Source organism: Mesorhizobium sp. M1006 (assembly GCF_040318825.1).
Classification (GTDB): domain Bacteria; phylum Pseudomonadota; class Alphaproteobacteria; order Rhizobiales; family Rhizobiaceae; genus Mesorhizobium.
This window is the reverse complement of the sequence record NZ_JAMYMZ010000010.1, coordinates 104754-124687: the sequence shown is the minus strand read 5'-3', so window position 1 is coordinate 124687 and position 19934 is coordinate 104754. Positions and strand designations below refer to the sequence as shown.

Sequence of the window (19934 nt, the reverse complement as noted above, 5' to 3'; positions counted from 1 at the left end):
GGCGATTTTAGGATGTATGGTTTGATTCCGAATGGAGGATATTGCCGATGACGACAAAACGCGTTGCGATCTTCGCTCTGGCTTTCGCAACAGGCTGCAGCATTGGTGCCTCGGCATTCGCGGCAAACCGGCATCACCACCAAGCTCAACCCGAACGCTACGTTCCGGCCAACGGCAACATCATCGACATTCTGTTCGGTGGCCCGCGCTACTATGACAACCACCTGTTCACGACGGCCGCCGAACCCTGCTCCTACAACAGGGTAGGGCCGGACGCGAATGCGGCGAACGTCATCAACGATCATTATTGCGGGAAGTAGGCTCGCGCTGCCGGATCGGCAGGCGTTCTCAGCCGCTCATCGGACAAACGAATTTCTTCAGGACGAATAGCGGGCGGCGAATTCGGAAATGCGCTGCACCACGGCTTTCGGCGCGCTTATGCCGCGCGCCGCCGCCTTCTCCGCGGCCTCGGCCCGGGCACGCCCCGGCACATGCACGCCATAGCGCCGCCGCAGCCGGTCGAGTTGATCCTTCATCCGCTTTTCGAAGTCCGGATCGAGCAGCTTGGGCTCGACGGCAAGCACGAACAGGCCGGTCCCCGGACTGTCCGGCCCGCCGCTGAACCATGGCGCATCGAGCGACCAGTTGGCGCCCGACAGGCCCGCAGCCAGCACCTCGACCATCAGCGCGATGTTGGCGCCGCGCTGGCCGCCGAAGGCAAGCATGGCGCCCTTCATTGCAGCTGCCGGGTCCGTGGTCGGATTGCCGCTCGCATCCAGTGCCCAGCCTTCGGGTATCTTCTTGCCGTCCTCGGCCGCCTTGCGGATGTTGACGAAGGCGGTGGCGCTCGACGATTGGTCGATGACCAGCGCCGCCCCGTCCGCGGCGGGTGCCGCAAAGGACATCGGGTTGGTGCAGTAGACCGGCTTGACCGAGCCCGAGCCGGCAAGCACGGCCGGGCCGTTGGTGGCGGCGAACGACACCAATCCCTGCGCGGCCAGCCTTCCGGTGAAATAGCCGAGCGCGCCGCACGTATAGGCATTCTTCTGCGAAAAAATCGCGACGCCGAACAGCCGCGCCGCCTTGGCGAGGTCATCGATCGTGCGGTCGAAACCGGTATGCGCCAGTCCGCCGCGCGCATCGGAGAGATAGACCGCGAGCGCCGGCCTGGTGATCACCGGATCGGCGTTGCCGTCGATGCGGCCGGCTTCCAGCGCTTCGAGATAATCGATGAAGTGCGACAGCCCAACGGTCGACAGTCCTTCCGCCTCGGCCGCGACGATCGAGGCAGCCAGCGACTGCGCCGCCTCTTCGTTGGCGCCAGCGCCAAGTGCGGCCATCCGGCACAGCCCTGTCGCCTGGTCGAGACTGAGTTGCATTGTGATTGCCATGGATATCTGAGGGAATGGGTGAATGGTGAATAGTGAATGGTGAGTGGGGACTTAGCCGGTAACATAGGGGCTACGCACTACTGACTATTCACCATTCACTATTCACCTAACCAACCTTGTTCGGGATCCGCGCCTCGATCTTGCCCAGGGTGAAGACGAGGATGCCGGTGATCGCCATATAGATCAACGCCAAGAGCAGCAAGGGTTCATAGGTGAGATAGGTATCCTGCCGCACTTTGGAGGAGACGGCGAATATGTCGATCACGCTGATGGTCGCCACCAGCGGCGTCGATTTCAGCTGCAGCACGATTTCGCCCGTCAGTGTCGGCAGCGCGCGGTAGAAGGCCTGCGGCAGCCAGATTCGCCGGAAAATCCTCCACCGGCTCATGCCGAAGGCGCGGGCGGCTTCCAATTGGCCTTTCGGTACGCCGGCAAAAGCGCCTCGCATCACCTCGCCCTCATAGCCGGCGAAGGACAGCGTCAGCCCGAGCACGCCATAGGGCCATGCCTGCCTCAGATAGGGCCACATCCAGGACTCGCGAATCCATGGATATTGTGGAAACAGCGAGCCCAGCCCGTAATAGAGCAACCAGAGCTGCAGCAGCAGCGGCGTTCCCCTGATGACCGTGCAGAAGGCCTTGGCGGGCGCCGCGAACCAGAAAGAGCCTGCGGCTTGTGCCAGTCCGAGCGGCATGGCGAGCAGGAAGCCCAGCGTGCAGGTGACGGCAAGAATCCACAGCGCGCGCCAGATGCCGAGCAATCCCATCCCGTAATATTTCGGCAGCCAGTCCCAGCGCATGAAGACGGCCGCCGCCAAAACCAGCCCCAGCGCGATCAGGATCAGCGCGATACGATGCGGCTTCAGCCACAGCGAAGCGCGTGCGGCTATCTCGACGGCCGCTTCGCCAGTCATCGCCGGGCCAGCCATCACCGGGCCTCCTTGAGCGACGGCATGCCGCGGCGGGCCCATGTCTCGATGCGGCCGATGATCAGGTTCGAAACCAGCGTCAACAGAAGGTAGATCGCGCCGGCGGCGATAAAGAATGTCAGATAGGCTTTGGTCACGCCGGCCGCCTGCCGTGTCGCCAATGTCAGCTCGAAAAAGCCGACGACCGCCAGCAGGGCTGTGTCCTTGGTGGCGATCAGCCAGAGATTGGCAAGGCCGGGTATGGCGAACGGCAGCATCGCCGGCAGCGTGATGCGCCGCAGCAGCAGGCCGGGAGACATGCCATAGGCGCGCGCGGCTTCGATCTGGCCCTGCGGAATGGCGAGGATCGCGCCGCGGATCACCTCGGTCGAATAGGCGCCCTGGACGAAGCCGAGCACGGCAATGCCGGCCGCCAGCCCGCTAATGTCCATACGCTGATAGCCCGTTGCCGTCAGCATCTGATTGATCAGGTCGGTGCCGGCGTAATAGAGCAGAAGGATCAGCACCAGCTCCGGCACGGCGCGCACGACGGTCGTATAGACTGCCAGGAGATCGCGCACCACCGGACCACCATACAGCTTGCCGGAGGCGCCGCCGATGCCGATCAAAAGGCCGAGACAGGTGGCGCCGACCGCAATCTCGATCGTATGGAGCAGCCCGACGATGAGCGTTCCACCCCAGCCCGGCGGCACGGGCGAGAGAAGCGCGATGGCAGAGGCGGCCCAAGCCGGAACAAATGCGTCGATCAGCGTCGCCCTCGAATTGCTGGCGCTAAAACCGCCGGCGATTTCCGCCCGCGGAAGCTCGCGTCGATGGATTTCGACCAACCACGCGGCTCTATCGGGGCCGCGTGGTTAATCGCTCATGGATGAGGCCGTCAGTTCGACTGCGTGTCGGAGCCGTAAATATCAAAGTCGAAGTATTTCTTCGAAATCTCGTCATATTTGCCGTTGGCGCGGATGGCCTTGATACCGGCGTTGATCTTTTCCTTCAACTCGGTGTCTTCCTTGCGGACGCCGGCGCCGACGCCGGGCCCGAGAATGGCCAGATCCGGCGCGACCATGCCTTTCAGATCGCAGCATTGCTTGCCCTGGTCCGATTTCAGGAAGGCGTCGAGGGCGATGGAATCGGCCTGCACCGCGTCGACCCGGCCGGCGGCAAGATCCTGGTTGGCCTCGTCCTGGGTCTGGTATTCCTTGATTTCCGCCGCGTCGGCGAAGTGCTTCTTGGCGTAGTCGGCGTGTACGGTCGAGACCTGGACGCCGATGATCTTGCCCTTGAGGTCCTCCGGTGTCGAGCCGAACTTCTGGTCCTTCGGCCCGATGATCGCAGTCGGGGTGTTGTAATATTTGTCGGAGAAGTCGATCGTCTTCTTGCGTTCGTCGGTGATCGACATCGAGCTGGCGATGACGTCGATCTTCTTGGTCGTCAACGCCGGGATGATGCCGTCCCAGGCGACCGGCGTGATGACGCAGTCGAGCTTCTCTTCGGCGCAGACAGCGTCGATGAATTCGATTTCCCAACCGACCCATTTGCCGGAAGCATCCGGCGAGGTGAACGGCGGATAGGGCTCGGCAGCGACACCGATCTTGACCGGATCGGCCTTGGCCACGCCCATGGCGGCAACGCCAACCAGCAGCGCTGCGGCAAAGGTCTTGAGAATAATCTTCATCGTCATGACTCCCAGTTTTGTTGTTGTTCCCGGTTTTCGTCCGCCCACAGTTTAACTGATGTTGCGGATGAACTGCTTCAGCCTTTCGGATTTTGGTGCGCCGAAGATCTGTTCCGGCGGCCCTTCTTCCTCGACCAGCCCGTTATGGAGGTAAACGACGTGCGTCGCGACCTCGCGGGCAAACTTCATCTCATGGGTGACCAGCACCATGGTGCGGCCTTCGCGCGCCAGGTCGCCGATCACCTTCAGCACCTCGCCGACGAGTTCCGGGTCGAGCGCCGAAGTCGGCTCATCGAACAGCATGACGCGCGGATTGATGGCCAGCGCCCTGGCGATCGCGGCGCGCTGCTGTTGGCCGCCCGACAGATAGGCAGGATAGACGTCGCGTTTTTCGGCCAAGCCAACGCGGGCGAGCAATTTTTCCGCCTCGCCGATCGCCACATCGCGCTTGACGCCGAGCACATGCACGGGAACCTCGATGACGTTCTCGATCAACGTCATGTGGCTCCACAGATTGAAGTTCTGGAAGACCATGCCAAGCTTGGAGCGGATGCGTTCGATCTGCTTGCGGTCTGCGGGCACGGTGTGGCCGTAGCTGTCGGCCTTCAGCTTTATCTCTTCGCCATTGACCCGGATAATGCCGCTGGTCGGGTTCTCCAGGCAGTTGATGCAGCGCAGCAGCGTCGATTTGCCCGAGCCGCTGCCGCCAATGATGGCGATCACCTCGCCATCGCGCGCCGACAGCGAAACGCCCTTCAATACATGCAGCTTGCCGAAATTCTTGTGCAGGTTCTCGACGTGGATGGCTTCGGCAGCGCCGTTCTGCGCCGTATGCTTCAGGGCAGTGGCCGGCGCTGTCATCGTCGCGGTGCCCCGCGGAGCAGCCGAGGCAGTCCTTGCTGGAATTTTTTACCCATTACCCGTCACTGGACAGCGTTCCGATTCTCAAGATGGACCGTTCCGCTTGTCTCCGTCAACCGCAGTTTTTTGGACCATTGATCACCGCCTGCCGAGTGGCTATTGGCAGGAGGGGCGCGTTTCAGGAGAATTTAGTGGGCAAAGCATACGGGTCGCAGTCGATGGCCGGGACGCTGCAGCGCGTGCTGATGCGCTCCGCTGCCGGCGCCATGCGTCGGGCCGAAGCGCTGGAGTGGCACTATGGCCCCGGCTTCAATCCGCAAAAAGCGGCGGTCCAGCATGATGCGCTGGCCAGGCTGATTTCGGCCTCAGGCGCCAAAATCGAATGGCTGAGTGACGCCGACGACGGGCTTGCCGATTCGGTTTTTACCCACGATCCCTCGCTGATGACTGATCATGGCGCGGTCATCCTTGCCATGGGCAAGGCGCTGCGCCGGCCCGAGCCCAGCCTCCACGAGGCAGCCTATGGGCGCATGGGCATCCCCGTCCTCGGCCGAATCGAGGCTCCCGGCCAGGTCGAGGGCGGCGACTGTGTGTGGGTGGATGCAAACACGCTGGCCATCGGCCGCGGCGTGCGCACCAATCAGCACGGCATCCAGCAGCTCTCCAACCTGCTTTCACCCAAAGGCATCCAGGTCTATGGCTTCGACCTGCCGCTCTGGCAGGGCGAGGAGGCCTGCCTGCACCTGATGTCGGTGATCAGCCCGCTCGCAGACGATCTGGCGCTGGTCTATGCGCCCCTCCTGCCGGTCGCCTTCCACCAGATGCTGCGCGAACGCGCCATTCGGCTGGTCGAGGGCGACGCCGACGAATTCTTCGCCTCGAATGGGCTCAGCCTCAACGTGCTGCCGACCGCGCCGCGCCAGGTTATCGCCGTTGCCGGTTTTCCGAAGACGGCGGCTGCCATGCAAGCCGCCGGCTGTACGGTCTCGACATTCGAGGCCGATGCGCTGTGCATTGCCTGCGAGGGCGGCCCTACCTGCCTCACGCGCCCGGTGTTAAGACAATGACGACCATCGGCGAAGCGCTCATCACCTTGCTCGAAGCGCACGGCGTCGACACCGTCTTCGGCATTCCCGGCGTACACACGGTCGAGCTCTATCGCGGGCTTGCGCGATCGAAGATCCGTCACGTCACGCCGCGCCACGAGCAGGGCGCCGGCTTCATGGCTGACGGCTATGCGCGCGCCAGCGGCAGGCCGGGTATCGCCTTCGTCATCACCGGGCCGGGGCTGACCAACACCATCACCGCCATGGGTCAGGCGCGCGCCGATTCGGTGCCGATGCTGGTGATCTCGGGCGTCAACGCCACGCCGACGCTGGGCAAAGGCCTTGGCCATCTGCATGAACTGCCGGACCAGCGCGGCATGATGGAGAAGGTGGCGCTGTTTTCGCACCGTGTCACCGAGGCCGGCGAACTGCCCGGCGTGCTCGCCCGCGCCTTTGCGCTGTTCTCATCCTCGCGTCCGGGTCCGGTGCATATTGAGATCCCGACCGATGTCATGACCATGCCGGCCAACGGCATCGTGCCGCTGCTGCGGAATTCAGCGCCGCCCGAGCCGGATGTAGTGGCGATTGCAGAGGCGGCAAGGCTGTGCGCGTCTGCCCGCCGGCCGCTTATCCTCGCCGGAGGCGGCGCCAAGGCCGCCGAAGCGCCGTTGCAGCACCTGGCCGAGAGGCTGGGAGCGCCGGTCGTCCAGACCGCTAATGCGCGCGGCCTGCTCTATCGTCATCCACTTGGCGTGCCGGCCAGCCCCAGCCTGAAGGCGGTGCGTGCGCTGATGGCCGGCGCCGACCTGGTCATTGCCGCTGGCACCGAATTCGGTCCGACCGACTATGATGGCTATGGCGACGGCGGTTTTGTCCTGCCTGCCAATCTGATCCGCATCGACATCGGCGCCGACCAGCTTGCCCGCCGGCCGGCCCGGATTTCGATCCATGCCGATTGCGGTGCAGCGCTCGAGGCGCTGCGTGCCGAACTCGGCACGGGCCAGGCGCAATCGGTCGACGGCGCCGCTCGCGCCGCCGCGACGCGGCAAGCGGCCTTTGCCGAGATCGGCCCGGCTATGCAGGCGCAACTGCGCGCCGTCGAGACGATCCGCGATGCGCTGCCTGGCGCGATCATCGTCGGCGATTCGACCCAGCCGGTCTACGCCGCCAACCTCTATTACGATCACGACCGGCCGGGCGGCTGGTTCAACGCCGCCACCGGCTTCGGCGCGCTTGGCTATGGCCCGCCGGCGGCGATCGGTGCCGTCCTTGCCAGGCCTGAGGCGCCGGTCGTTTGCCTCACCGGCGACGGCGGCTTCCAGTTCACCCTGCCGGAACTGGGCGCCGCGCTCGACGCGGCGGCGCCGGTGATCTTCGCCGTCTGGAACAATCGTGGCTACCGCGAGATCGAAACCTCGATGCTCGACGTCGGCGTCGAGCCGGTCGGCGTCTCCCCGGCACCGCCGGATTTCTGCAAATTGGCCGAAGCGTACGGCATTGCCGCCGAGCGGATTTCCGGCACCGGCGGCTTGGCGGACGCGCTTGGGCGCGCGCGGGCGACTGGACGACCTTACGTCATCGAGATTTCGGTTGAGTGATCGCGCGAAAGGCGCGACCTTCCGCATCGGCGGCGCGCAATGACGGAGCGGTCGAATATGACGGAAACACTGGACGGCAGACATATCGTGGTGACCGGCGGCACCGGTGCCCTTGGCGGCGCGGTCGTAGGAAAACTGCTGGAGCAGGGCGCGATCTGCCATGTGCCCAATGCCCACGCTGCCGCGCCTGCGCATTTTCCCTTTCCGGCGCATGACCGCGTCAGGCTGGCGCACAATGTCGACCTTGCCGACCCTGCCAAGGTCGACGCCTTCTATGCCAGCGTTCCAGATCTATGGGCATCGGTGCATCTTGCCGGCGGCTTCACCGCGGCGCCGGTCGAGAAGATCGAACCCGCCTCCTTCGCCGAGATGATGGACACCAATGCCCGCACCACCTTTCTGTGCTGCCGCGCGGCGATACGCTCGATGCTGGGATCTTCCGTGCCGGGCCGCATCGTCAATGTCACCGCGCGAGCCGGGCTCGATCCGCGGCGCGGCTCCGGCAAGGTGGCCTACGCCGCCGCCAAGGCGGCAGTCGCCGCGATGACCGTGGCGATGGCCGAAGAGCTGAAGGGCAACGGCATCCTGGTCAATGCCGTGGCGCCCTCGACGCTCGACACGCCGGCCAACCGGGCTGACATGCCGAACGCAGATTTCAGCAGATGGGTCAGCCTTGAAGCGGCCGCCGAGGCCATTGCCTATCTCGCCTCGCCGGCCAACATGGCGATCAGCGGCACGCTGGTGCCACTCTACGGCCGGGCCTGAGCCTGCGGTCCGTCGCAAGCAAGGCTCACAAGCAAAAGCCCCGCCGGATCGTTCCGGCGGGGCTTTTTGTTTCGTTTATAACCCGCGCGAGGCGCGGTGTTGGCTTAGCTGCCCTGCTTCTTCAGCGCGGCACCCAAAATATCGCCCAGCGAAGCGCCGGAATCGGTTGAGCCGTACTGAGCGACCGCTTCCTTCTCTTCGGCGATTTCCAGCGCCTTGATCGAGACCTGCAGCTTGCGGGTCTTCTTGTCGAAGGCGATGACGCGGGCGTCGACTTTCTGGCCGACGGTGAAGCGCTCGGGGCGCTGCTCGTCGCGGTCACGGCTGAGGTCGGAGCGCTTGATGAAGGTCTCGATGCCGCTGTCGACCAGCCGCACTTCCAGACCGCCATCCTTCACGCCGATAACCTCGCAGGTGACGACTGCGTTCTTGCGCAGTTCGCCTGACGTCGCTGCTTCGCCGACCGTGTCCTTGGCCAGCTGCTTGATGCCGAGCGAGATGCGCTCCTTGTCTATGTCGACGTCGAGCACCTGCGCCTTGACCATGTCACCGCGATTGTACTCCTCGATCACCTGCTCGCCCGGACGGGTCCAGTCGAGGTCGGAAAGGTGGACCATGCCGTCGACGTCGCCTTCGAGGCCGATGAACAGGCCGAACTCGGTCTTGTTCTTGACCTCGCCCTCGACCTGGCTGCCGACCGGATGGCTGCGCGCGAAGGCCTCCCACGGGTTCTCCAGCGTCTGCTTGAGGCCGAGCGAGATGCGGCGCTTGGCCGGATCGACTTCGAGCACCACCACGTCGACTTCCTGCGTTGTCGACAGGATCTTGCCGGGATGCACGTTCTTCTTGGTCCACGACATTTCCGAAACGTGGATGAGGCCTTCGATGCCCGGCTCCAGCTCGACGAATGCGCCGTAGTCGGTGATGTTGGTGACGGTACCCTTGATCTTCTTACCGATCGGGAACTTGGTGCCGATCTCGGACCACGGATCGCTCTCGAGCTGCTTCATGCCGAGCGAGATGCGGTGGGTTTCCTGGTTGATGCGGATGATCTGCACCTTGACCGTCTGGCCGATATTGAGGATTTCGGTCGGATGATTGACGCGGCGCCATGCCATGTCGGTGACGTGCAGCAGGCCATCGATGCCGCCGAGGTCGACGAACGCACCATAGTCGGTGATGTTCTTGACGACGCCTTCGACCACCTGGCCTTCTTCGAGATTCTGCACGATTTCCGAACGCTGTTCGGCGCGGCTTTCCTCAAGCACGGTGCGGCGCGACACCACGATGTTGCCGCGGCGGCGATCCATCTTTAGGATCTCGAAGGGCTGCGGGTTGTGCATCAGCGGCGAGACGTCGCGGATCGGGCGGATATCGACCTGGCTGCGCGGCAGGAAGGCCACGGCACCGTCGAGGTCAACGGTGAAGCCGCCCTTGACCTGGTTGAAGATGACGCCTTCGACGCGTTCGCCCTTGGTGAACTTCTCTTCGAGACGGACCCAGCTCTCTTCGCGGCGGGCCTTTTCGCGCGACAGCATGGCTTCGCCAAGCGCGTTCTCGATACGCTCGACATAGACCTCGACCGTGTCGCCGACCTTGAGGGTCGTGTCCTTGCCCTTGACGCCGAATTCCTTCAGCGGCACGCGGCCTTCGACCTTGAGGCCAACGTCGATGATGGCCATGTCCTTTTCAATGGCAGTGATGATGCCCTTGACGACCTGGCCTTCGCCGGAATGGCCGGCGGAAAATGATTCTTCGAGCAGGCTCGCGAAATCATCGCGAGTGGGGTTTGCAACTGACATAGTTTCTCCTGGAATGCCCCGCATCTGTCGCGGGGCGGGCGCCGTGGGTTAGCGTTGCGTTGGCCTGCCGGCGTTCCGGGCAAAAAGCCCTTGGCCGCCCTTGAGCGGCAATTCCGGCGCATGAAGAATGCTGGCAGGCTGGTTCACGCCCAATATGGGAATTCTTTTGTCGCCGGCAATCGGCGGCGGCAGGAAAACCCGGCTCAGGCTTCGTTTCTCTTAGCCAGGACGTCGTCGATGATCGCCTGAGCTGCCAGAAACGCGGCCTCTATAGCCATTTCCGACGTGTCGAGCAAGTGCGCATCGGCGGCCGGCTTCAAGGGCGAGTCCATGCGGCCCATGTCGCGCTCGTCGCGGCGCACGATATCGGCAAGGATTTCATCGAAATTGGCAGTGCCGCCGATGCTCTCGATTTCATCCAGCCGCCGCTTTGCCCGCACCTCGGCGCTGGCCGTGACATAGAGTTTTACGTCGGCATCGGGACAGACGACAGTGCCGATGTCGCGGCCGTCGAGCACCGCACCCGGCGGGGTTTTTGCAAAGGCACGCTGCTTGTCCACCAGTATGCGCCGGACCGACGGGATGACAGCCACTTTCGAAGCCGCCTCGCCGACTGCGTGTGCCGAAAGCACGGCGCGGTCGAGCTTTGCCAGATCGACCTGGCGGGCGGCAGTCTCGGCGGCCGAGACATTGTCGAGCGGCAGGCCGAGCCGGAGCAGCGAATGCGCCACCGCACGGTAGGTGAGGCCGGTATCGAGCAGGTTCAGGTGATAGTGGTCGGCGAGCCGGCGGGCGAGGGTGCCTTTGCCGGCGCCGGCAGGGCCGTCGATGGCGATGGTGAAGGTTGGGGTCATTGGCCGCCCACCGGAATCGAAAAGCGCAATGATCCAGATAGGCGTGGCGATCCTTCGCGCCCCCCTCTGTCCTGCCGGACATCTCCCCCACTCGGGGGGAGATCGGCGGCCATCGCGGCTTTCGCCAATTGTCTACGTCGCAGGATTGAGCGGAGCGCCGAAGCTGCCAATCTCCCTCCTTGTGGGGGAGATGTCCGGCAGGACAGAGGGGGGCGCTGTCCCGCCGACGTTCCAGTTTGGCCCCAACCCCCAAGGCTATTGATTGCCATCAAGCTACTCGATCTCCGCCCCAAGCCCCTTCATCAGCCCCATAAACTCCGGAAAACTCGTTGCGATCATCGCCTGATCGTCGATGGTCACCGGTTTTTCCGTCGCCAGCCCCATCACCAGAAAGCTCATGGCGATGCGGTGGTCGAGATGGGTCTGGACGATGGTGCCCTGTCCGTTGGGATGCTGGCCGAGGCCCTTGCCGCCGGGTTTTCCGCGCACGACAAGCGAGGCCTCGCCCTCGGTGCAGTCGACGCCGTTGAGCTTCAGCCCGTTGGCGACCGCCGACAGCCGGTCGGATTCCTTCACGCGCAGCTCTTCCAGCCCGAGCATCAGCGTTTCGCCCTCGGCGAAGCTCGCCGCCACGGCAAGCACCGGATACTCGTCGATCATGGTCGGCGCCCGTTCGGGCGGCACGGTGACGCCCTTCAGCTCGGAATAGCGCACGCGCAGATCGGCGACATCCTCGCCGCCTTCGTTGCGCGGATCGATTATGTCGATGCGCGCGCCCATTTCCTGCAGCGTCAACAGAAGTCCGGTGCGGGTCGGGTTCATCAGCACGTTTTCGATTGTAATGTCCGAGCCGGGCACGATCAGCGCCGCCACCAGCGGGAAGCCGGCCGAGGAGGGGTCGCCAGGCACTGCGATCGTCTGCCCCGTGAGCTTGGCCTGGCCTTCGATGAAAATGTGGCGCACGCCGCGCTCGTCGGTCTCGACCGACAGATTGGCGCCGAACCCCTTGAGCATCTTTTCGGTGTGGTCGCGCGTCATAACCGGCTCGATGACGGTGGTGATGCCCGGCGTGTTCAGCCCAGCCAGCAGCACCGCCGACTTGACCTGTGCCGATGCCATCGGCACGCGGTAGGTGATCGGAGCGGCGTGCTTGGGCCCGTGCAGCGTGATCGGCATGCGGTCGCCGGGCGTCGCCTTCAGCACCTGCACGCCCATCTGGCGGAGCGGCTCGAGCACCCGGCCCATCGGCCGGCCGGACAGCGAGGCGTCGCCGATGAAGGTGGTTTCCATGTCATAGGTGCCGACCAGGCCCATGGTGAGGCGTGAGCCGGTGCCGGCATTGCCGAAATCGAGCGGGCCTTCCGGCTGCAGCAGCGCGCCGTTGCCGGTACCGCGGATCACCCACTCAGCGCCATGCTTCTCGATATGGGCGCCCATGGCCTTCATGGCAGCGCCCGTACGCATCACATCCTCGCCTTCCAGCAGCCCGGTGATGCGGGTTTCGCCGGAGGCCAGGCCACCGAACATGAACGAGCGGTGCGAGATCGACTTGTCGCCCGGCACCCGTGCCGCGCCTGAAAGGCCAGATGATTTGCGGGCGGTGGCCTGCTTCGGGGCGGCAGTGTGCGACATGGTTCTTTCCTGGAAACGCCGGCGGCCGGCCATTTTCTGCTGGTTTGCGGGGTCTCCTATCATGGCGTGCCGAAATGGTCATCCCCTTGGTATGAAGGCCTTCGAATTCAAGCTTTTTGGGACGCCGGCTTTTCGCTTTGACAGCGCCGTAAACTCTGGTTAAGGGGACCAAACTTTCATCGACGAGGCTTGCTGTGGCAAAACCCGAACTTGGCACCAAACGCATCGACCCGGAGACAGGTCGAAAATTCTATGACTTGAACAAGGACCCGATCGTCTCGCCTTACACGGGCAAGAGCTATCCGCGCTCCTATTTCGAAGAAGGCAAGATCGCCGCCCTCGAGGAGGAAGAGGAAGTTGCCGAGAAGGAAGTGGACGCCGAGGAGGAAGAGGGCGTCGAGGTCGTCTCGCTCGAAGAGGCGGACGAGGACGCGAAGGCCGACGAGCTTCCCGATCTCGGCGATGACGAAGACGACGTTGACCTTGGCGATGACGAGGATGACACGTTCCTCGCCGACGAGGAGGAAGAAGACGACGACGTTGCCGACATGATCGGCGTCGGCGAAGACGACGACGAAGTCTGAGCGAACCGCATTCGCCGGCTTTCGCGGCGCTGCTTAGAAAAAGCGGTTCTTGAAGGCTTGATATTGACTGAAGGCGGGGTTAGAAGCCGCCTTCACTAAGGGCGCGGTCTAGAACCCGCGCCGGATCTCTTCGCCGGAAACGGCGCCGGTGAACTGCCGGAGTGGGGCCATAGCTCAGTTGGGAGAGCGCTTGAATGGCATTCAAGAGGTCGTCGGTTCGATTCCGATTGGCTCCACCAGTTCTCTCCGCGAAAATCAGCAGAACGGCCGCCCCGCCCGCCGGGCTGGCCGCCGCCTATCGCAGAACCTAGCTGAGACTAGTTAATCGGCCGCCCGGCTTGGGCTCGCCGATCCATTCAGAAGTAATGAGCCCGTGCCCGGTCTCTGCATATTTCTGGCTGTGGTTTGAACCGCGAGCACCGGTCTGGACCAGGCCGCGGGCTGAATGACCGCTGCGCAAAACTCCGTTACTTGTTGCAGTTCTGCATATCCGACGTCATAGCGCCGCTGGGTGTGTTGTTGTCGGTATCGCTGCCCGCCGTATCCTTGCAGCGATCCTCCATACCGTTTGTCTGCGGCGTGGTAGCGTTCGTTGCGTTCGGATCGATTGTGTTCGGGGTAGTTGCGCTGCCGGTCCCGGTGTTGCCGCCGGAAGTGCCTGTGTTGACGCCGGTATTGCCATCGGCGCTACCGGTCCCGGAGCCCATGGATTGTGCCATGGCAGATGTGGCCAGGCCGATAGCAAGTAGGGATGCAGAGAGAATTTTCATCATCTTAGTGTCTCCATCGAGTTGCATCGCTGGATCGCGATCTATACCAACGAGAGTTTTTTCGAGATGTTCCGTTGGGCAGAAATATTGATCGATACAATCATTATGGATCTTTGTTGCTCGTCGTTTCGTGAATGCGGCTGCGAAATTCCTGCCGCATAGCGGCAATTTCGTCTGGAACCAAATCGAGCATGCCGCGTTCTTGCGCTTGCGGGGAGTTGTGTCGGCCGCAGGGGACAGTTTCACCAGGACATTCAAGAAATCCGTGAGCTGGGAGGGGCGCTGTGAGCGTGCTTGCATCCACAAGGCAATTGGACCGTCGTCAAATACTGAACGCGCTGAAGGTTTTTCGGAGCGGTGATTTCTCCGTTCGTATCGACAATGTCTACGCCGGCCTTGATTCCGAGATCGCCGACACCTTCAACGAAATCGTAGAACTCAACGATCAGGTCACGCGCGAGTTCGAACGCCTCAGCAAGGTCGTCGGCAAGGATGGCCGGATCGGCGAACGCGGCCGTGTCCGCAACGCCACCGGCAGTTGGGAATCGAGCGTCCGTTCCGTCAACGATCTGATCGAGGACATGGTTCAGCCGACGGCCGAAGTGGCGCGCGTCATCGGCGCGGTGGCCAAGGGTGACCTGTCGCAGACGATGATGGTCGAAATCGACGGCCGGCAGCTGCGCGGCGAGTTTCTGCGCATCGGCAAGATCGTCAACACCATGGTCGGGCAACTGGCCTCCTTCGCCTCGGAAGTGACGCGCGTGGCGCGCGAGGTCGGCACCGAAGGCAAGCTGGGCGGCCAGGCTCGCGTGAAAGGTGTGGCCGGAACCTGGAAGGACCTGACCGACAACGTCAACGCCATGGCGACGAACCTGACCGGGCAGGTGCGCAACATCGCCGAGGTGACGACCGCCGTCGCTTCCGGCGACCTGTCGAAGAAGATTACCGTCGACGTGAAAGGCGAAATCCTCGAACTCAAGAACACCATCAACACGATGGTCGACCAGCTCAATTCCTTCGCCTCGGAAGTGACGCGCGTCGCGCGCGAAGTCGGTACAGAAGGCAAGCTCGGCGGTCAGGCGCGCGTCGAAGGTGTCGGCGGCACCTGGAAGGACCTGACCGACAACGTGAACCTGATGGCCGAAAATCTGACAGGCCAGGTGCGCAATATCGCCGAGGTGACCACGGCCGTGGCGCTTGGCGACCTGTCGAAGAAAATCACGGTCGACGTCAAGGGCGAGATCCTCGAACTGAAATCGACCATCAACACCATGGTCGACCAGCTGAACTCATTTGCCGGCGAAGTGACGCGTGTCGCCCGCGAGGTCGGCACCGAGGGCAAGCTCGGCGGCCAGGCTCAGGTGCGCGGCGTCGCCGGCACCTGGAAGGACTTGACCGACAACGTCAATTCGATGGCCGAGAACCTGACCGGCCAGGTCCGCAACATCGCCGAGGTGACGACTGCGGTCGCTTCGGGCGACTTGTCGAAGAAGATCACCGTCGCCGTGCAGGGCGAAATCCTCGAGCTCAAGGACACCATCAACACGATGGTCGACCAGCTCAATTCCTTCGCCTCGGAAGTGACGCGTGTGGCGCGCGAGGTCGGAACCGAAGGCAAGCTCGGCGGCCAGGCCGAGGTGAAGGGCGTCGGCGGCACCTGGAAGGACCTGACCGATAACGTCAACCTGATGGCCGCCAACCTGACCGGCCAGGTCCGCAACATCGCCGAGGTGACGACCGCCGTTGCCCGCGGCGACCTGTCGAAGAAGATCACCGTCGACGTCAAGGGCGAAATCCTCGAGCTCAAGGACACCGTCAACACGATGGTCGATCAGCTCAATTCCTTCGCCTCGGAAGTGACGCGTGTGGCGCGCGAAGTGGGGTCGGAGGGCAAGCTCGGCGGTCAGGCGCATGTCGAGGGCGTCGGCGGCACCTGGAAAGATTTGACCGACAACGTCAATGCCATGGCCGGCAATCTGACCGTGCAATTACGCGACGTCTCCAAGGTAGCAACCGCGATTGCGACCGGCGACCTGACCCAGAAGATCACCGTCGATGCATTGGGCGAGATCCTGCAGATCAAGGACGTCATCAATACGATGGTCGACCAGCTGAATTCCTTCGCCTCCGAGGTGACGCGCGTGGCGCGCGAAGTCGGTTCGGACGGCAAGCTCGGCGGCCAGGCGCAGGTGCGCGGCGTCGCCGGCACCTGGAAAGACCTGACCGACAACGTCAATGCGATGGCCGCCAATCTGACCGGCCAGGTGCGCAACATCGCCGAGGTGACGACGGCAGTGGCGCTGGGCGACCTGTCGAAGAAGATCACCGTCGATGTGCGCGGCGAGATCCTCGAGCTGAAGGACACCATCAATACGATGGTCGACCAGCTGAATTCCTTTGCCTCGGAGGTGACGCGCGTGGCGCGCGAGGTCGGCACCGAAGGCAAGCTCGGCGGCCAGGCGCAGGTGCGCGGCGTTGCCGGCACCTGGAAGGATCTGACCGACAATGTGAATTCGATGGCCGAGAACCTGACCGGCCAGGTCCGCAACATCGCCGAGGTGACCACCGCTGTGGCGCGCGGCGACCTGTCGAAGAAGATCACCGTCGACGTCAAGGGCGAGATCCTGGAGCTGAAATCGACGATCAACACCATGGTCGACCAGCTGAACTCCTTTGCCGGCGAAGTGACGCGTGTCGCCCGCGAGGTCGGCACCGAGGGCAAGCTCGGCGGCCAGGCGCGGGTCGAGGGCGTCGCCGGCACCTGGAAGGACCTGACCGACAACGTCAATCTGATGGCGACGAACCTGACCAACCAGGTGCGCGGCATCGCCGATGTCGTGACCGCGGTCGCGCAAGGCAATCTCAAGCGCAAGCTGACGGTCGATGCCAAGGGCGAGATCGCCTCGCTCGCCGACACCATCAACGGCATGATCGAGACGCTGGCGACCTTCGCCGACCAGGTGACCAACGTCGCCCGCGAAGTGGGCATCGAAGGCAAGCTCGGCGGCCAGGCCCGGGTGCCCGGCGCTGCCGGCCTTTGGCGCGACCTGACCGACAACGTCAATCAGCTCGCGGCCAACCTGACCACCCAGGTGCGCGCCATCGCCGAGGTGTCGACGGCGGTGACCAAGGGCGATCTGACCCGCTCGATCAGCGTCCAGGCCTCCGGCGAGGTGGCGGCGCTGAAAGACAACATCAACGAGATGATCCGCAATCTGAAGGACCAGACGCTGAAGAATGCCGAGCAGGACTGGCTGAAGACCAATCTCGCCCGCTTCTCGCGCATGCTGCAGGGCGAGCGTGACCTGGCCACGGTCTCGCGCCTCATCATGTCCGAACTCGCCCCGCTGGTGAATGCGCAATATGGCGTGTTCTATGTGACCAACCGCGACGAGGATGAATTCTATCTGGAGCTCGCCGCCTCCTATGGCGCCGAAAGCAAGGCGGAAATCAAGCAACGCCTCGATCTGCGTGAAGGGCTTGTCGGGCAGAGTGCCGCCGACAAGCGCGCCATCATGCTGGACAATGTGCCGCCGAATTTCCTGCGCGTTACCTCCGGCCTTGGCAATGCCGCGCCGGCGAACGTGATCATTCTTCCGGCTCTGTTCGAGGACGAGGTGAAGGCCGTCATCGAACTCGCCTCGTTCAGCGAATTCCGCGACACGCACCAGTCCTTCCTCAACCAGCTGATGGAATCAGTCGGCATCGTTCTCAACACCATCGCCGCCACCATGCGTACCGAAGGCCTGCTCAAGCAGTCGCAGCTGCTGACCTCGGAATTGCAGGCGCGTCAGACCGAACTGACCAAGAAGCAGGAGGAGCTGCACGCCACCAACGAGGAGCTGCAGGAAAAGGCGCAGCTGCTCGAGAACGAAAAGAAGCAGGTGGAGAACAAGAACCTGGAAATCGAGATGGCGCGGCGGGCGCTGGAGGAGAAGGCCGAGCAGCTGGCGCTCACCTCGAAATACAAGTCGGAATTCCTCGCCAATATGAGCCACGAACTGCGCACGCCGCTGAACTCGCTGCTCATCCTTTCAAACCTGCTCGCAACCAACCAGCAGGGCAATCTCAACGACAAGCAGGTCGAGTTCGCGCGCACCATCAATTCGGCCGGCACCGACCTTTTGAGCCTGATCAACGACATCCTCGACCTGTCGAAGATCGAATCGGGCACCGTCTCGATCGACATCAACGACATGCCGGTGGTGCATCTTCGCCAGCACATGGAGCGAACCTTCCGGCAACTGGCGACCGACAAGGGACTTGGCTTCACCATCAACGTCGATCCCGAGCTTCCGGAGACCGTCCGCACCGACGAGAAGCGATTGCAGCAAATCGTGCTCAACCTTTTGTCGAACGCGTTCAAGTTCACCTCGCAAGGCGAGGTCCGCTTGAATTTCCGGGCCGAAAAGGCGGGCCGTCACAACGGTTCGGCGCAACCCATGGAGGCGCTCGCGATCGTCGTCAGCGATACCGGCATCGGTATTCCGCAGGACAAGCAGAAGCTGATCTTCGAAGCCTTCCAGCAGGCCGACGGCACCACAAGCCGCAAATATGGCGGCACTGGGCTTGGGCTTTCGATCAGCCGGGAGATTGCCCGGCTGCTTGGCGGCGAATTGAGGGTCGAGAGCACGCCGGGCAAGGGTTCGACGTTCACTCTGGTCATTCCATTCGACGGACCCCGGATGGCCTTGGCCCCGCAAGCGGCGTTGCTGCCGGCGATGGAGGTGGCCGCGACGACGGTGCAGCCGAGCCCGCCGTCCTCCGAATTGCTCGATGACCGCGACACGATCTCGTCGGAAGATCGGGTCGTGCTGATCGTCGAGGACGACCCGACCTTCGGCGGTTTGCTGCTCGGCCTTGCACGTTCGGCCGGGCTGAAAGGCGTCCTGTCGACCGCGGGCTCCGGCACGCTGGCTTTGGCACGCAAGCTGGTTCCCGACGCGATTACGCTCGATCTCGGACTGTCGGATATCGACGGCTGGGTGCTGTTCGATCTGCTTCGCCATGACCCGAAAACCAAGGACATTCCCGTTCATGTCATCTCGGGCGCCGAAGACATCGAGGTGCTTGCCCGCAAGGGTGCATCCAGCATTTCAACCAAGCCCGTATCGTCGGACGAACTGATGAAGGTCTTCCAGGATATTCATTCCAGAAAGCTCCGCGTCCAGAGCCGCGTCCTGATTGCCGATCCCGATCCCGAGCGCCGCCTTTCGCTGATCGAGGCGATCCGCGACGGCGTCACCTCGGTCACCGCGATCGGCCGCGTCGCCGCGAATGCGGACGATATCGGCATCGCCAACTATGATGCCGTTGTGCTCGGCTTTGGCCGCTCGGCCAAGGACAACGCCCAGATGCTGGATGAGATTGCCGTCCTGTTCGGACAGTCGGTGTCGCGGCTGCTGTTCTTTGCGCCTCATCCGGAAGCGCTGCAACAGTCGCTCGCCTTGCATCCGGCATTGGCGGACGTTCCGCGGGCGGAGAATTTCGCGCAGCTGGCTCTCCTGATATCCGCGACGCTCCCGGGGCGAGGCCACGACAACAATAGTGCGGCAGCCGAACAGCCGGACAAGTTCGACCTCGCCGGCGCAAAGGTCCTCATCGTCGACGACGACATCCGCAACATCTATTCACTCACCAGCGTTCTCGAGACCTATGACATCCAGGTGCTGCATGCGGAGCGTGGCCGGGAAGGTATCGCGCTTCTGGAGCAGAGCCCGGACATCGATGCGGCACTGATCGATATCATGATGCCGGAAATGGATGGCTACGAGACGATGCGGCAGATCCGCAGCATGCCGGCGATCGCCCATATCCCGTTGATCTCGGTCACAGCCAAGGCAATGAAGGGCGACCGGCAGAAGTGCCTCGACGCCGGCGCCTCCGACTACATCGCCAAGCCTGTCGACCTTGATCTGCTGCTGGCATTGCTGCGTGTCTGGATCGGCCGTTCGCGATCCCGTGTTCATGGTCCGGAAAAGACGCTCATGGCAGTGAACTGACGGCCGCTCGATGCAGAAACTGTCGAGAA

At 63.2% G+C, this 19934-nt stretch carries 15 protein-coding genes and 1 tRNA gene; 7 read left to right on the top strand and 9 right to left on the bottom strand.

What is annotated here, in order from left to right; genetic code table 11:
- The first annotated feature begins 47 nt into the window (after positions 1–47).
- Positions 48–320: a hypothetical protein gene (locus NKH60_RS12450; protein WP_352454720.1), complete on the top strand. Its 273-nt coding sequence runs from the start codon at positions 48–50 to the stop codon at positions 318–320.
- Between the two features lie 57 nt (positions 321–377).
- Here the strand turns inward: NKH60_RS12450 and NKH60_RS12445 are convergent, their stop codons facing one another.
- The 5 genes from NKH60_RS12445 to NKH60_RS12425 form a co-directional block, all read right to left on the bottom strand.
- A complete protein-coding gene (locus NKH60_RS12445) occupies positions 378–1379 on the bottom strand; it encodes an Ldh family oxidoreductase (RefSeq protein WP_023676270.1) in 1002 nt (333 codons plus the stop codon).
- A gap of 118 nt (positions 1380–1497) precedes the next feature.
- Positions 1498–2304, bottom strand: coding sequence for an ABC transporter permease (locus NKH60_RS12440; protein WP_352872345.1), 807 nt, complete (start codon positions 2302–2304; stop codon positions 1498–1500).
- 14 nt (positions 2305–2318) lie between these two features.
- A complete protein-coding gene (locus NKH60_RS12435) occupies positions 2319–2984 on the bottom strand; it encodes an ABC transporter permease (protein WP_352470177.1) in 666 nt (221 codons plus the stop codon).
- Between the two features lie 212 nt (positions 2985–3196).
- A complete protein-coding gene (locus tag NKH60_RS12430; RefSeq protein WP_352469896.1) occupies positions 3197–3991 on the bottom strand; it encodes a transporter substrate-binding domain-containing protein in 795 nt (264 codons plus the stop codon).
- Between the two features lie 51 nt (positions 3992–4042).
- Positions 4043–4852 carry an ABC transporter ATP-binding protein gene (locus NKH60_RS12425; protein WP_023676274.1) on the bottom strand — a complete coding sequence of 270 codons (810 nt, stop codon included), beginning with the start codon at positions 4850–4852 and terminating at the stop codon, positions 4043–4045.
- 218 nt (positions 4853–5070) lie between these two features.
- Between NKH60_RS12425 and NKH60_RS12420 the strand changes: the two genes are divergently transcribed.
- From NKH60_RS12420 to NKH60_RS12410, 3 genes are read left to right on the top strand one after another with little or no spacing between them, the layout of a single operon-like run.
- Complete coding sequence (locus NKH60_RS12420) at positions 5071–5919, top strand: dimethylarginine dimethylaminohydrolase family protein (RefSeq protein WP_352872343.1); 849 nt, start codon at positions 5071–5073, stop codon at positions 5917–5919.
- Positions 5916–7496, top strand: coding sequence for a 5-guanidino-2-oxopentanoate decarboxylase (locus NKH60_RS12415; protein WP_352872266.1), 1581 nt, complete (start codon positions 5916–5918; stop codon positions 7494–7496). The genes NKH60_RS12420 and NKH60_RS12415 overlap by 4 nt, the downstream gene beginning before the upstream one ends.
- 57 nt (positions 7497–7553) lie before the next feature.
- The gene (locus NKH60_RS12410; protein WP_352625129.1) at positions 7554–8261 is read left to right on the top strand and encodes an SDR family NAD(P)-dependent oxidoreductase; all 708 of its coding nucleotides are present in this window, start codon (positions 7554–7556) and stop codon (positions 8259–8261) included.
- A gap of 104 nt (positions 8262–8365) precedes the next feature.
- On the opposite strand, the gene rpsA is transcribed toward NKH60_RS12410, so the two are convergent.
- The 3 genes from rpsA to aroA all read right to left on the bottom strand — a co-directional run bounded on the left by rpsA (position 8366) and on the right by aroA (position 12549).
- Entirely contained in the window at positions 8366–10063 is a 1698-nt protein-coding gene (rpsA, locus tag NKH60_RS12405) for a 30S ribosomal protein S1 (RefSeq protein WP_023676278.1), read from the bottom strand.
- A gap of 203 nt (positions 10064–10266) precedes the next feature.
- Positions 10267–10917 (bottom strand): (d)CMP kinase, encoded by a 651-nt coding sequence (cmk, locus tag NKH60_RS12400; RefSeq protein WP_352872264.1) that lies wholly within the window; start codon positions 10915–10917, stop codon positions 10267–10269.
- A gap of 273 nt (positions 10918–11190) precedes the next feature.
- Entirely contained in the window at positions 11191–12549 is a 1359-nt protein-coding gene (aroA, locus tag NKH60_RS12395; RefSeq protein ID WP_352769039.1) for a 3-phosphoshikimate 1-carboxyvinyltransferase, read from the bottom strand.
- A gap of 194 nt (positions 12550–12743) precedes the next feature.
- Here aroA and NKH60_RS12390 point away from each other — a divergent pair, with 194 nt between their 5' ends.
- Together NKH60_RS12390 and NKH60_RS12385 are read left to right on the top strand one after the other, a co-directional pair.
- Positions 12744–13133, top strand: a complete 390-nt coding sequence (locus tag NKH60_RS12390; protein WP_023676282.1) for a TIGR02300 family protein — start codon at positions 12744–12746, stop codon at positions 13131–13133.
- Between the two features lie 163 nt (positions 13134–13296).
- Positions 13297–13372: transfer RNA gene (locus NKH60_RS12385), tRNA-Ala, on the top strand.
- A gap of 228 nt (positions 13373–13600) precedes the next feature.
- Here the strand turns inward: NKH60_RS12385 and NKH60_RS12380 are convergent.
- On the bottom strand, positions 13601–14149 hold the full coding sequence (locus tag NKH60_RS12380) for a hypothetical protein (RefSeq protein ID WP_352469899.1): 549 nt from the start codon (positions 14147–14149) through the stop codon (positions 13601–13603).
- A gap of 44 nt (positions 14150–14193) precedes the next feature.
- Here NKH60_RS12380 and NKH60_RS12375 point away from each other — a divergent pair, with 44 nt between their 5' ends.
- Entirely contained in the window at positions 14194–19905 is a 5712-nt protein-coding gene (locus tag NKH60_RS12375; protein WP_352818793.1) for a HAMP domain-containing protein, read from the top strand.
- Positions 19906–19934: the final 29 nt, after the last annotated feature.

Excerpts from the sequence above, each read along its gene's own strand:
- NKH60_RS12450 (WP_352454720.1), top strand. The coding sequence starts at position 48 with ATGACGACAAAACGCGTTGCGATCTTCGCTCTGGCTTTCGCAACAGGC.
- NKH60_RS12445 (WP_023676270.1), bottom strand. The coding sequence starts at position 1,379 with ATGCAACTCAGTCTCGACCAGGCGACAGGGCTGTGCCGGATGGCCGCA.
- NKH60_RS12440 (WP_352872345.1), bottom strand. The coding sequence starts at position 2,304 with ATGACTGGCGAAGCGGCCGTCGAGATAGCCGCACGCGCTTCGCTGTGG.
- NKH60_RS12430 (WP_352469896.1), bottom strand. The coding sequence starts at position 3,991 with ATGAAGATTATTCTCAAGACCTTTGCCGCAGCGCTGCTGGTTGGCGTT.
- NKH60_RS12425 (WP_023676274.1), bottom strand. The coding sequence starts at position 4,852 with ATGACAGCGCCGGCCACTGCCCTGAAGCATACGGCGCAGAACGGCGCT.
- NKH60_RS12420 (WP_352872343.1), top strand. The coding sequence starts at position 5,071 with ATGGCCGGGACGCTGCAGCGCGTGCTGATGCGCTCCGCTGCCGGCGCC.
- NKH60_RS12415 (WP_352872266.1), top strand. The coding sequence starts at position 5,916 with ATGACGACCATCGGCGAAGCGCTCATCACCTTGCTCGAAGCGCACGGC.
- NKH60_RS12410 (WP_352625129.1), top strand. The coding sequence starts at position 7,554 with ATGACGGAAACACTGGACGGCAGACATATCGTGGTGACCGGCGGCACC.
- rpsA (WP_023676278.1), bottom strand. The coding sequence starts at position 10,063 with ATGTCAGTTGCAAACCCCACTCGCGATGATTTCGCGAGCCTGCTCGAA.
- cmk (WP_352872264.1), bottom strand. The coding sequence starts at position 10,917 with ATGACCCCAACCTTCACCATCGCCATCGACGGCCCTGCCGGCGCCGGC.
- aroA (WP_352769039.1), bottom strand. The coding sequence starts at position 12,549 with ATGTCGCACACTGCCGCCCCGAAGCAGGCCACCGCCCGCAAATCATCT.